The 12445-nt window shown below is 63.2% G+C and carries 16 protein-coding genes; 7 read left to right on the plus strand and 9 right to left on the minus strand.

Annotated features, from left to right (window positions below; all coding sequences use genetic code 11):
• Positions 1-166 precede the first annotated feature (166 nt).
• Positions 167-598 carry a hypothetical protein gene (locus G572_RS26255; RefSeq protein ID WP_156884592.1) on the plus strand — a complete coding sequence of 144 codons (432 nt, stop codon included), beginning with the start codon at positions 167-169 and terminating at the stop codon, positions 596-598.
• A gap of 50 nt (positions 599-648) precedes the next feature.
• On the opposite strand, the gene G572_RS0112350 is transcribed toward G572_RS26255, so the two are convergent.
• The 4 genes from G572_RS0112350 to G572_RS0112365 form a co-directional block, all read right to left on the minus strand.
• Entirely contained in the window at positions 649-2109 is a 1461-nt protein-coding gene (locus G572_RS0112350; RefSeq protein WP_029058748.1) for a RimK family protein, read from the minus strand.
• Between the two features lie 5 nt (positions 2110-2114).
• Positions 2115-3230, minus strand: coding sequence for a GNAT family N-acetyltransferase/peptidase C39 family protein (locus G572_RS0112355; protein WP_029058749.1), 1116 nt, complete (start codon positions 3228-3230; stop codon positions 2115-2117).
• A 103-nt stretch (positions 3231-3333) separates the two neighbouring features.
• Positions 3334-3678, minus strand: coding sequence for a membrane protein insertion efficiency factor YidD (gene yidD / locus G572_RS23650; RefSeq protein ID WP_051242288.1), 345 nt, complete (start codon positions 3676-3678; stop codon positions 3334-3336).
• Between the two features lie 55 nt (positions 3679-3733).
• A complete protein-coding gene (locus tag G572_RS0112365; RefSeq protein WP_029058750.1) occupies positions 3734-4180 on the minus strand; it encodes an iron-sulfur cluster assembly scaffold protein in 447 nt (148 codons plus the stop codon).
• A gap of 267 nt (positions 4181-4447) precedes the next feature.
• Here G572_RS0112365 and folE point away from each other — a divergent pair, with 267 nt between their 5' ends.
• Both folE and hisI read left to right on the plus strand, forming a co-directional pair.
• Entirely contained in the window at positions 4448-5080 is a 633-nt protein-coding gene (folE, locus tag G572_RS0112370; RefSeq protein ID WP_029058751.1) for a GTP cyclohydrolase I FolE, read from the plus strand.
• Positions 5081-5141: 61 nt separating this feature from the next.
• Positions 5142-5597, plus strand: a complete 456-nt coding sequence (gene hisI, locus G572_RS0112375; RefSeq protein ID WP_029058752.1) for a phosphoribosyl-AMP cyclohydrolase — start codon at positions 5142-5144, stop codon at positions 5595-5597.
• 121 nt (positions 5598-5718) lie between these two features.
• Here hisI and G572_RS0112380 read toward each other — a convergent pair whose 3' ends face one another.
• Positions 5719-6150, minus strand: a complete 432-nt coding sequence (locus G572_RS0112380; RefSeq protein WP_029058753.1) for a CBS domain-containing protein — start codon at positions 6148-6150, stop codon at positions 5719-5721.
• A 118-nt stretch (positions 6151-6268) separates the two neighbouring features.
• Positions 6269-7033 carry a rhomboid family intramembrane serine protease gene (locus G572_RS23655; protein WP_037546797.1) on the minus strand — a complete coding sequence of 255 codons (765 nt, stop codon included), beginning with the start codon at positions 7031-7033 and terminating at the stop codon, positions 6269-6271.
• A 412-nt stretch (positions 7034-7445) separates the two neighbouring features.
• On the opposite strand from G572_RS23655, the gene G572_RS0112390 reads away from it, so the two are divergent.
• The 3 genes from G572_RS0112390 to G572_RS0112400 all read left to right on the plus strand — a co-directional run bounded on the left by G572_RS0112390 (position 7446) and on the right by G572_RS0112400 (position 9979).
• Positions 7446-8087: a PAS domain-containing protein gene (locus G572_RS0112390; protein ID WP_029058754.1), complete on the plus strand. Its 642-nt coding sequence runs from the start codon at positions 7446-7448 to the stop codon at positions 8085-8087.
• 115 nt (positions 8088-8202) lie between these two features.
• Positions 8203-8823 carry a PilZ domain-containing protein gene (locus G572_RS0112395; RefSeq protein ID WP_029058755.1) on the plus strand — a complete coding sequence of 207 codons (621 nt, stop codon included), beginning with the start codon at positions 8203-8205 and terminating at the stop codon, positions 8821-8823.
• Between the two features lie 538 nt (positions 8824-9361).
• Positions 9362-9979 (plus strand): transglutaminase-like cysteine peptidase, encoded by a 618-nt coding sequence (locus G572_RS0112400; RefSeq protein ID WP_029058756.1) that lies wholly within the window; start codon positions 9362-9364, stop codon positions 9977-9979.
• A gap of 95 nt (positions 9980-10074) precedes the next feature.
• Here G572_RS0112400 and G572_RS0112405 read toward each other — a convergent pair whose 3' ends face one another.
• Together G572_RS0112405 and G572_RS0112410 are read right to left on the minus strand one after the other, a co-directional pair.
• Positions 10075-10608, minus strand: a complete 534-nt coding sequence (locus G572_RS0112405) for a gamma carbonic anhydrase family protein (protein WP_029058757.1) — start codon at positions 10606-10608, stop codon at positions 10075-10077.
• Positions 10609-10657: 49 nt separating this feature from the next.
• Positions 10658-10975 carry a DUF6949 family protein gene (locus tag G572_RS0112410; RefSeq protein ID WP_029058758.1) on the minus strand — a complete coding sequence of 106 codons (318 nt, stop codon included), beginning with the start codon at positions 10973-10975 and terminating at the stop codon, positions 10658-10660.
• Between the two features lie 227 nt (positions 10976-11202).
• Between G572_RS0112410 and G572_RS0112415 the strand changes: the two genes are divergently transcribed.
• Entirely contained in the window at positions 11203-11910 is a 708-nt protein-coding gene (locus tag G572_RS0112415; protein ID WP_037546800.1) for a hypothetical protein, read from the plus strand.
• 98 nt (positions 11911-12008) lie between these two features.
• Here the strand turns inward: G572_RS0112415 and G572_RS0112420 are convergent, their stop codons facing one another.
• Positions 12009-12224, minus strand: a complete 216-nt coding sequence (locus G572_RS0112420; protein ID WP_029058760.1) for a DUF3126 family protein — start codon at positions 12222-12224, stop codon at positions 12009-12011.
• Positions 12225-12445 lie beyond the last annotated feature (221 nt).

Here is a 12445-nt window from a genome sequence, read left to right on the forward strand (position 1 = left end):
GCAGGTAAGCATGTGTGGGTCAGGCGCCGGCACAAACTACCGACGCTAAGCACGGTTCATTTAGGCGATTTGACCGCTAGGGACAACAGGACGAAACGAGTTATATTCAACTGGGAATTCAGGGCGCATTAATCACTGATTACACCGAAATACAGGAAAAATTATCGTGCAAACTCCTGAACAAAAAATTCAAAATGGGAAAAGCTTATTCGATTCACTTCTGGATTCAGGATGGGAGAAATACAACTTCGGATACAATGGACCTTTCCCACCGTACATCAAGATTGGATTGAAATGGAGTCTTGATGGACCTTCTCCATGTTTTTCATCCATGACACGAGACAGAATAATTTTCCGAAGTAAAACAAAAATCTCCAAGCATTTTTCGAGTTTTCGGGAAATAAAAATGAGCCGGAATGCAATGGAAGACATTTTCGGAAAAAAATCGGCTGAATTCGAATATTTTCCAACTGACATTTGGCTCACCTTGGGTGAATTCTCACTCACGAAACAGACAGCATGGGACCCTTTAAATTTACATACTGTCCATCTTCCTCTTCCAGTTCTCTCTGTGGCCGGCGAAGTGTATCTTCGCTAGGTAAATTTATTAGACAAAGCAACAATCTAAGGTGCTCAAGTTTACAAATCTCACCGCGCCTCGATGCGGCGCACGAACCAGCGCACCAGCCGTTCCCACACCGCGTCCTTTTCCGACGCGTCCTCGACGCCGTGGTCGAGGTTGGGATTGTCGTTGACCTCGATCACCACCACCCGGTCGCCGAAGGATTTCAGGTCGACGCCATAAAAGCCGTCGCCGATGAGGCGGGCGGCGCGCACGGCCGTTTCCACCACCGCCGGCGGGGTTTCGGCGAGCGACACGGAGCGGAAGCTTCCTTCCTTCGCCTGCTTGCCGTCCTCGTGCTTGACGATCTGCCAATGCTTCTTCGCCATCAGATACTGCACGGAGAACAGAGGTTCGCCGTCGAGCACGCCGATGCGCCAGTCGAACTCCGTCGGGCAATATTCCTGCGCGATGATGATATCGCTGTCGTCGAGAAGCAGTTTCAGCTTCTCCGCAATCTCCGCCTCGCCGGACACCCGGAAGACGCCCCGGCTGAACGACCCGTCCGGGATCTTGAGCACCACCGGCGAGCCGAGACGCTCTTCCAGCCCCGCCGCTTCCTTGACGCTTGAGAGGATCGCCGTGCGCGGCACGGGCACGCCATGGCTTTCCATCAATTCGGCCAGATAGACCTTGTTGGTGCAACGGATCATCGAGACCGGATCGTCGATCACCGGCATGCGCTCCTGCGTCGCGCGGCGGGCGAAACGGTAGGTGTGATTGTCGATATTCGTCGTCTCACGGATGAAGAGCGCATCGTATTGCGCCAGCCGGTCGAGGTCGCCCTTGCCGATGGGCACGATCTCGACGCCCTGACGGGCCGCCGCCTTCGCCATGTGGCGCAGCGATGCCTGGCTGGACGGCGGCAGCTCTTCCTTCGGGTCGGAGAGCACCGCGAGCGCGTATTTCATCGGGACGCGCTGCTTCGGCGCCCGCCAGGCGCGGTGGGTGTAGCGCTCCAGGCTTTCCATCATGAAGGCCCGGCGGGCGGCATCGAGATCCGGGACCGGAACGGTGCGGATCCGGCTGATCGCGGTCCAGTCGCCGGCGATGGTGGTGACCTCGAGGATCGGCGCGCGGTACCAGTCGAACAGGAGACGCGCGAAGGGGTCCAGCGCCGCGACGCCGGTATGTCCCAGGCACACGAGGATGCGGTCGCCGGCGACCTCCTTTCCCGCCTTGGCGAGGCAGCGGTTGAGGCTGTCCTCAAGCTCGGGAAGCGCATGGCGGTAAAGCCCCTTGCGCGACAGTTCGATCATCGTCTCGACATTGGGCAGCACGCGGTGCTGGCGCGCTTCCGCCAGCAGCGAGGCATAGTAGCCCGCACCCTGATAGGAATAGGAGCGCGACAGGTTTATGATGTTGGGATGCGTGCCGGTGAAGAGCTTCGGCCGCATCAGATAGTCGCGCACGCTCATCACCTTGTGCGGCGTGTCCGCATTCGAGACATCCTTGGGATTGTCGACGAGTACGACCCAGGTGGCCATCGGGTCTAAGCCTTCTTCAGGAGGATCTGCGCGCGAACCGGCGGCTTGCCCCAACGGGCCATACGGTCGAATTCGGCGAAAGGGATCGGCAGGTTGGCGGCGTCCTGCGGCGTTTCATAGCCTTCGTAGCCAAGCCAGGGATCGTGAATGAAGAGATGGCGCGGGTCCTGTCCCTGCACCAGCACCCAATGCGGGCCGCGCCGACCCAGCATGCGGTATTCGGAAATCAGCACGATGGCCAGCGCCCCTTCGGCAACCGCACCGGCGAGGTCGGCCGCCGACAGCGGCTCACCGGAGCTGTCGATGCCCAGACCCGCCGCTTCGCTGCGGTAATCGTCCTGCACGATCTCCATCACCCGCCGCTTGTCCGGATCGCGCACCGACGACAGGAACAGATGCCCGCCAGGCGCAAGCCGCACCTCGGCCTCAAGCCCCCGTCGCGCGGCGGCGACCGCCATGCCGAAGGGGCCGCAGCCGCCGTGACCCGAGGCCAGATAGATCGTGGTGGTTTCCCGCCAGAGCCTGAGCTCCAGCCGCTCGTCGAGCGTATCGACCGCGCCGAAATGCTTCAGCGCCATCATCAGGCACGCCGGACCGCAGGTGAAATCCGATGTCTGCGAATGGTAAGCCACGGCGGAGGGCGGTGCCGCCTCGTCGTGCAGCAGCTTTTCCATCCGGATCGCGGCCGTGCCGTCCTCATAGTAATCCGCGACGCGCCCGTACCGCCGGTAGCCGGCACGTTCGTAAAGCGCGCGGGCCGGCGCATTGTCCTCGCGCACCTCCAGCCGCAGCAGGACGCGCTCGCGCGCGAAGGCATCGGCCTCGGCGGCCGCCAGCAGCCGGCGCGACAGGCCGGAGCCGCGCGCGGCCGGATCGACGGCGAGCGAATAAAGCCGCGCCATCGCCGTTCCGGAGCGAAACAGCAACAGCGCATATCCGAGTAGCCCGCCCTCCCCCTCCGCCACAAGGCAGGACGCGCCGGCGCTTTCCAGAAAGCGGCGAAAGCTGCGACGGGAGATGCGATCCCCGGAAAAGCACGCGTTTTCAAGGCGTAGCAATTCCGGCAGATCGCTCGTCCCGGCCAGGCGCATGTCGAGGTCCGGGGCAGTGCTGGAAGTCATTGCGCACACCCGGAATGGAGAAGGGCATCACCGCCGCATTAACGGGATAATCCGTGCGCGTCTTGCGCGCGATATGCATGCCGGGACACGAAAACGCATGGCTTCAGTCGAGCCGCGTTGCCGGATCGATGTGATCGGACCGCCAGCGCCCGAACCGCCAGGGCCGGAAACGGGACGCATGGTGGTCGCAGGTCTCCGGCACGGGGTCGAACCCGCTGCCGCCGCCGGGCCGACAGCGCTGCAGCCGCGCCAGACCGATCCACACGCCCGCCCACAGGCCGTGCTTGCGAATGGCATCGGATGTGTATTCCGAACAGCTCGGCGCATAGCGGCACGAGCGGCCGATGAAGGCGGAAAAGGTCAGCTGATAGACGCGGATCAGCCCCAGCACGACGCGCGCGCCAGGTCCGGTGCGCGCGCGAGGGGAATGCGATGTCGCAGGGCACATGGACGTCGGTCCTTCAAACAGCGCGAAACCGCCGCAATCTGGCGGCGCGTTTGCCTCAGGCGGCGTTGGTGTCCTTGGCCGCGTCGATCCTGTCCAGCGCCTCGACCACCGCATCGAACGTCAGCATCGTCGAGGCGTGGCGGGCCTTGTACGCGCGCACCGGTTCCAGGTAGGCGCATTCGGCAAACCGGCCGTCCGGCGGCGGCCCGCCCTCCTTGAGCATGGCGCGCATGCGCTCGCGCAACGCACGCAGCTCCGCCGCGCTCGCGCCGACGATGTTGCGCGCCATGATCGCGGAAGATGCCTGTCCGAGCGCACATGCTTTGACCTCATGCGCAAAATCGGTCACAACTTCACCATGCACTTTTAAGTCGACATTGACCGTGGATCCGCACAACTTAGAGTGAGCCTTCGCGGACGCGTCAGGGGCGTCGAGACGACCGATACGGGGGATGTTGCCGGCCAGTTCGAGGATTTTGGTATTGTAGACGTCGTCGAGCATACATGCCTCTTCAAGAAAGCGTGACTCCGGCGTTCCAGCTTCACAGCCCGTGCTTTCCTCTTATATAGGGAGCATCGCGCGAAAGAAACGGGACGCTTTCGCCGTCACGCCGGACCGCGGTCGCGGAGCGGGGCAAATGCCGCAATTCAACCAGAATGCCATGCGATCTCGCGGCGAAAGGATTGTCGCACCTTATGTTTCATGTGGTCCGAAGCGACGGGGTCAGCGTAACGCATGCGTAAAAGAGTACAAACGGGGGAGCCCGCAATGGATGCCATTTTGAACCCGGTCGCGCAGCGCGACGACAGCGCCGAGGCCCCGGCCACGCGTCCGACGCGCGAGGAGGCGGAAGCTGCCGTGCGGACCCTGCTCGCCTGGGCGGGCGACGATCCGATGCGCGAGGGCGTTCTGGACACGCCCAAGCGTGTCGCAAAGGCCTACAAGGAAATCTTCTCCGGCTACGACCAGGACCCGGCCGAACACCTGAAGCGCACCTTCGAGGATGTCGGCGGCTACGACGACATCGTTCTCGTGCGCGGGATTCCGTTCTTCTCCCATTGCGAGCACCACATGCTGCCCTTCGTCGGCGAGGCGCATGTCGCCTATTACCCCTCCGAGGGCGTGGTCGGCCTGTCGAAGATCGCCCGCGTGGTCGACATCTTCGCCAAGCGACTTCAGACGCAGGAAAACCTGACGGCCCAGATCACCGACGCGATGGACACCCACCTTGCCCCGCGCGGCATTGCGGTTATGCTCGAGGCCGAACACCAGTGCATGACCATGCGCGGCGTCCAGAAGCGCGGCGTCTCGACGATCACGACCCAGTTCACCGGCGTCTTCCGCGACGATCCGGCCGAACAGGTCCGCTTCATGAGCCTGGTGCGCGACGCAAGGCGCTGACCCCCCGCGCCTTCTCCCACAATGCGTTCCACGAAATACAGCGCGCAACAAATGGACTGACATGAGCGACACGATCTTCGCTGCGCGCGGCGACAAGACGGACATCGAGACAGGGACCGGCTTCCAGCCGAAGTTCGACACCGACGGCCTTGTTGCCTGCGTCGTGACGGATGCCGACGACGGCAGCGTGCTGATGGTCGGATACATGAACGCCGAGGCGCTTGCGCGCACGCTGCGAACGGGCGAGGCCTGGTACTGGAGCCGCTCGCGCCAGAGCTACTGGAAAAAGGGCGAGACCTCCGGACAGGTCCAGCAGGTCGTGGAGGTGCTCACCGACTGCGACCAGGACGCGCTTGTCCTGAGGGTCCGTGTGGCCGGCAATGGCGCCACCTGCCATGTCGGTTACAGGTCCTGTTTCTATCGGCGCGTAGAGCTGGGGCCGGATGGCTCCCCCCGCCTGGAACCGACGGGAGACGCGCGCGTCTACGACCCCGAGGTTGTTTACGGCAAGAGCTGACCTCGGGCCGCCTGTCAGCGCCCTGCCTTTTTCCTTGCAACGAGAAACGGCACGGACCCCGATCCGTGCCGTCCGTCTTCGTATAAGCGGGGAGCGCCAGGCACCCCGCGTGGTCGCGTCGTCAGGTCATGGCGATGTAGTTGCGCATGTCCTCCGCCTCGCGTTCGATCTGCGCCATGCGATGCTTGACCGCATCCCCGATCGAGATCAGGCCGGCGAGCTTTCCATCCTGCACCACCGGAACATGCCGGAACCGGCCGCCCGTCATCCGCGCCATGACCGAGTTGACGGTCTCCTGCACCTCGCAGGTCACCACCGACGCCGTCATGAAATCGGCCACCGGCCGGTCGAGCGCGCCCATTCCGTCCTGCGAGATCGCACGGACCACGTCGCGCTCCGAGATGATGCCCTCGATCTTGCCGTCTTCGGCGGTGATCACGATCGCGCCGATCCGGCGCGTGCCCAGGATCGAGCAGATGTCGCGCAAGCTGGTGCCGGCGCGCTCCGTCACCACGTCCCGACCCTTCTGATTCAAAATCGATGCGACTGTCATGCGCGCCTCCTCCCGTGAAGCCGGTCTCTGTCCCTCGCGCGCGTCCCGAAGGACCCGCCTGTCTCATCATGACAAATCCTGTCGGGGGTGCAATCCGCAATTGCCGTTGGCGGAAGGATCACTGCCCTCGGCGCGGCACGGGATCGAACAGGGAAAACAAGGCGAAACCGGCCACGAAGCCCCCGATGTGAGCCTCCCAGGCAACGCTTCCGCTCGCTCCGCCGAACGGCGTCGAGATCAGTCCGAACACGAGATTGATCCCGAACCACACGGTCAGGAACATGGCGACGCGCGGATTGGCGAGCGAGTCGATCACGCCCTTGGCCGGAACCAGATAGGCCGCCGCATCCGCGCGGCGGAAGGTGCCGAGCGGGCCGCCATCCTGAAACACGAACCGCGTGGCCGCCGCCATCTGTCCTGAAATCGCGGCCGAGGCGCCGATCATCGGGACCTGCTCGCCGAAATGCAGGGCGAGATGCAGGGCCGCGCCGGAGACCGCGCAAAGCGCCGACAGCACGAGAAACCGCACCGTGCCGAGCCGGCGGGCCACGGCGCTGCCGAACACGGCCATCCACAGCACGTTGACGAAGAGATGGGCCCAGCCGCCATGCAGGAATGCGTAGGTCAGGAAGGTCCACACATCGGCCCCCGCCCCGCCGGGCAACGCCACGCCGGGAAGGAAGTCTGCCGAATAACGCGCGGGGAGAAACCCGAAGGCGATGATCAGCTCGAAGGCTGCGTCGCGTGACAGAAACACCGCGCTCACGACATGAACGACGATGAGGATCCCCGCCAGCCAGGTGATAACGGAGGGGAGATTGAAGATCGGCTCGGAGGGCGGCGGCCCTTCCGGCGAAGAGCCCCGGACGTCGGGTACGGTCATTGCGGCTTCCTTGTGAAAGGCCGGGCGTCGCCGGCACGGGCCGATGCATACCGCAACTTGGACCAATCGGGAGACAGTTCAAGTCGCCGCGTGGCGCAGGCAAAAAGAAACCGCCTGGCGTGCCTGGCGGCATGCGAAGCGGTCTCAAGGATTTCTGCGGGTCTCCGGTGGAGACGCCTGTGCTCGTCACGTCAGCAAAACCAACGAAGCCACCTTCGCGCCCCGCGCTGTCTGCGGCAATCGAAAGCCTTTGTTAACCTTAACACCAGGTAAACCCAAAAGATCGAATGCGTGGCACACGCCCTGCTTCGCTTCTCCCAGAACGACCGATCGCACCGCCAGACGTTCCAAACAGGGACAAAACGGGTGGCGGCGGCGATCAACCGGAACCGAAACGAGGGGCGACGAGACCATGAAACACCCTGTGACGCAGCGCCTGTACGATTATTGGGACGCCTTGCGCGACGGACGGCCGGCCCCGGACCGCAGCGAGATCGAACCGGGTAGCATTCGCAGCATCCTGGGCGACACCTTCATCCTGGAACTGGTCGACCCCCAAACCTATCGCTTCCGCCTCGCCGGCACGCGCCTTTGCGCCCTGCACTGCCGCGAGCTGAAGAACCGCAATATCCTGCGCGGCTGGTCGGAAGAAGACCATGAAGCGCTGGCGACGTTGCTTGCGGCAATCACCGAAGACGCGGCCGCGGCCGTGGTCGGGCTGAGCGGCTTCACCGAACGCGGTCAGAGCGTCGACATGGAAATGGTCCTGCTGCCGCTGCACATTCCCGGCGAAGGCTGCAATCGTGTTCTCGGTGCCTGTGTCGCTTTGGAACAGCCCTATTGGGCCGGCATGCATCCGATCCTGTCCCAGACCGTCAAGAGCGTCCGGCTGATCTGGCCCGACGAGCGCCCGGCCTTTCTGTCGACCAACACCGCCCGCGCGACCAGCACCGTTCCCAATATCGGACAAACCCCCGGGTTTGTGCCGGCGTCGATTGCCAACGGCGGGCGTCAGGTACAGCATTTGATGGTCATCGACGGCGGAAAGAGCTGACACGCACATCTTCGCCACACTCACTTACCGTCTATTAACCGTCCTTGCCTATTTTCGGGATGCAGCGTAAGCGCGGCACGTCCTGCCGCTGCGCTCCAGGGAAGGTCGACGACGGATGGCGCAGGCCACGGCACTAACTTATCAGACGTCGGAAGCCGCCAAACGGCTCGACCGGCGCCGGCATAGCCGTGTGGGCGTCAATCTTCTCGGCCGCTTCATGCTCGAGGATCGTCAGGAATACCCCTGTCAGGTTGTCGACATGTCTCCCGGCGGGGCGGCCCTCATCGCCCCGGTCAGCGCCCGTGTCGGCGAACGGGTCATCGCCTACCTCGACCATATCGGACGCGTCGAGGGTGAGGTGGTCCGCGAGATCGAGGGCGGCTTCGCGATCCGCCTGAATGCCACCGCCCGCAAGCGCGACAAGCTTGCAAACGTGCTTACCTGGCTCGCGAACCGCGATATTCTCAACCTGCCGGAAGACCGCAGGCACGAGCGCTTCACACCCAAGAATCCGGTCACCAAGATCGTTCTTCCGGACGGACGCTCCTACAAGTGCCGGATCGTCGATGTGTCGCTGTCGGGCGCCTCGCTGAAAACCGACGTGCGGCCGGAACTGGGAATTTCCATCGACATCGGCAAGATGCGGGCACGGATCGTGCGCCACACCGAGGATGGAATCGCGGTCGAATTCGCACACATCCAGAACCGCGACCTTCTTGAACGTCATATTTCCTGACGCTCGAACGGCTGCCCGCCACTTTCTCGCATTTTTTTCAAAAAAAATGTCCCGGTCAGGGGGCCGTCTGAAAGCGGACCGCATGGCCTTCGGCGCCTGTCACACCCCGTCCTCGGCGCTGTCCCCGCGCGGCTTTGTCGCCGGCGCACCAACCCTCCATCGTTCCTGACCCCACCCGGGAACGGACGCGCGCGCCTCGGCAGGGACCGACGTCCCATCGAACGCGCCGCGAAGAGTCGCCACAAAAACTCTATACAAATCAGAATCTTGCAAGATCTCTCGGCAGTCGCCCCGGCGCTCCGCGGCCCTGCGTGCCCGCACAGACCGGTCGCAATCGCCCCCCGCTTTCCCTGAACACATTGGCGTCGGTGCAAGATGCCAGGATCGCGACCGCTAAAATTTGAATCAAAATAGAGTTCAATTTGACTATTATTATCTTATAATTCAAATAGACTTTGATTTTAATGTATATGTTGTTTTTATTCTGAAATCAAACCGCTGAATGCATGGTCTATCCAACCTTGGGGAAGGGATAGACATGACATTCAAAAGCAAAGCAATCGCATTTTCTTTCGCCTGCCTTCTCGGCGCTGCCTCATCGGCGGCGAATGCGGAGACGCAGACCGGCCGCTTCATGGACGTCGACGGCGCGACACGCGCTCCGGCCGGACATGTCGGATTTTGCAGCGAAAACCCCGGCGAATGCGGCGGGGCGAACCGCGACGCCGTCGTTGTCAAGCTGAACCGGGAGCGGTGGAACGAACTGATCGCCGTCAACGACGAGGTCAACCGTCAGATACGCCCCGTCACGGACATCGAGCTGTTCGGCGTGGAGGAATACTGGACGTTTCCCAGCGGCGGGGCGGGCGATTGCGAGGAATACGTTCTTGAAAAGCAGCGTGTGCTGCAAAACCGCGGCTGGCCGCGCAGTGCGCTGCTTATCACGGTGGTCAAGGACACCGACAACGCCGGGCATGCGGTTCTCACCGTGCGCACGGATCAGGGAGACGTCATTCTCGACAATCAGATCGAGGCGGTGTTGCCCTGGTATTCGTCTCCCTACCGTTTCGTGAAACGGCAATCCACCGGGCATCCGGCCAAATGGGCCGCGATCAGCGACCAGCGGGTCAGCACCGTCGCAAGCCTAACCAACTGACGCACCATACGCGCCCAACTTTGGCAATCCGGCGTACCCCCTCCCCACACCCAGTGTCGGGTTGCCGGGCCGGTCCTTCGGGACCGGCCTTTTTTTTATTCCGGCAGCCGGGTCAGCCCGGCGAGAAACCGCTGCCAGTTGCGGACGTAATTGTCAGCCGACGCCGTGATCCCTTGCGCCGCCGCCTCGTCCAGTTGTCGCACGACACGCCCCGGCATTCCCACCACGAGCGAATTGTCGGGGATCTCCTTGCCCTCCGCGATCAGGGCATTCGCGCCGACGATGCAGTTTCGTCCGATCCTTGCACCGTTCAGCACGGTCGCGCCCATGCCCACAAGGCTGTTGTCGCCGATCGTGCAGCCATGAAGGATGGCCTTGTGGCCGATGGTGCAATTGCGTCCGATATCGAGCGGAAACCCCATATCCGTGTGGAGGACGCACCCGTCCTGGACATTGGTTCCCTCGCCCAGGGTGATCGTCTCGTTGTCGCCGCGCAGGACGGCGCCGAACCACACGCTGGCGTGGCGTTTCAACACCACGCTGCCGATCACCGACGCACAGGGCGCGATCCAGAACTGTCCGGCATCCGGCAGGCCCGGGATGCCGTCGTCGAGCTGATAAATGGCCATGTCGACCTCCCGCTCGGGAAATGATGAAACGTCCGGCGGCCGCAGGGGCCTACAACAGGATGGTAAAGGCGATCTGCAACACGAACACCCCCGAGCACAACGACCACATGCCGGCGATCGTCGACGAGGCGACCAGCCAGCCGAGCGGGCGCTGCTCGACCTTGCGGCCGCGAATCGCATTGCGCATGATGATGAACGGACCTGCGAAGACACACAAAAGGCAGGAGAAGACCCCCTTCACCCAGGTCTCGACGGAAATCGCGAATTTCAGCGGCTCACCGGTCAGGAGCTGATAGAAACTGCCGAGAATCCCGGCCACCACAAACCCCGCGCAGCCGATATAGGCAGCCAGTGCCAAGTCAGTCATTCGCCCGTTAACCTCCCGTTAACCTAATCTCACCGAACCTTAAACAGAAACGTCGCTTTCGTTCCAGCAATTCGCGTGCCGTTTGTCGTGGCGCATTAACAGACCGGTAACCATAAAATGGGGCACACTCGGCGGCACGATCCGCGTCAGGACGGGACAGGCGTCCCCCGACGGGACACGCCCGGCCCGATTTCGGCCGGTGCGGCGCCACTGCGCGGAGTTCGCGCATGATGCCGATAACCCTGCCCAACGGAACCGGGATGCGGGCGCGCCATTTCACGCCGATGGTGGTGGCGCTGGCCCTGGTCGGCACGGCGCTTGTGGCGCACACCGTCGGAAAGTGGATGTCTTACACAAGCCAGCCGAGCAGCTGGACGCAAAGCCGGGAGCGCGTTCCGGTCGACATTGGCGACATCCGCCAGGCCATTCCCGCCAACATGATGCGCCACTCCGCCGAGCGCGCCGCCGGCGGAGCGGTCGACACGCTGCATCTGGCGGTGCTGTGGCCATCGCTTGAAGGATATACCCAGACAAACGCGCGGGACTTCGCCGATACGGGCGACCGCTCGCCCGTGATCTCGCTGGCGCTGCGCGCGGATACGGGCGCGCTCGATACCAATGAGCGCTTCACGCAGGTGTGGATGTCGCTGGCATCGGCCGACGCCTTCCCGGGGCCGGAAGGGCTCGCGCTGCTTCCCCTTGCCGGGGACGGACTGGCGGGCACGGATTTCGTGGCCCACAGGAACGATGGCGGAAAACTGTTCGCCGCGCGCTGCTTCACGCCGCGCGACCAGGCGCTGGCGGCGAATTGCGAGCGCACGATCCGCATCGGGACCGGTCTGCTGGCGACCTACCGCTTTCGCCAGACGCATCTTGCGGACTGGCGGCGCATGGACGCCGCGATTGCCTCGCTGGTCGCCTCTTTCGCGCCGTAGCCGGCGCGCCGCGGACGGCGGCACCGGACCTGCCGGACGCGGAGCAAGGGCGCGTCTTGCGCGCCTCCCCCGCTCCAGCCGTCCGTCGTTCGGGTCTTCTAGCCTTCCACGATATCGAATTCGAGGATGGACATCTGGAAGCTCCAGCTCAGGTCGTCATCGTCGTCGTCGCGGTACAGGACGCCGATGAACTCGTCGGCGATATAGACTTCCGCGGAATCGTCCTTGTTGGGCCTCGCCCGCACGGCAAGCTTGGGAAGTTCGAATTTCTTCTGCAGATAGTCCTCGAGCTTGCGGATTTCGTCAGGCTTCACGGAAGCGCTCCTTTAAGCGGACCGCCGCGTCACGCGGCGGTTCAGGGGGTGTCGTCGGGTCGCGATGCAATGAACGCCGGCAAACGTCAAGGCCTGACGTTTCGGCAAATCATGGCAGACCGACCCGCTCCGAAGCGCGCAAGCCTACACATTCGCGGCCCCGAACCAAGACCAAACCCCGGCTTTCCCCAACCCCTCCCCGCATTCCGGGGCGCGACAGG

This window comes from Stappia stellulata DSM 5886, assembly GCF_000423705.1.
Lineage (GTDB): Bacteria > Pseudomonadota > Alphaproteobacteria > Rhizobiales > Stappiaceae > Stappia > Stappia stellulata.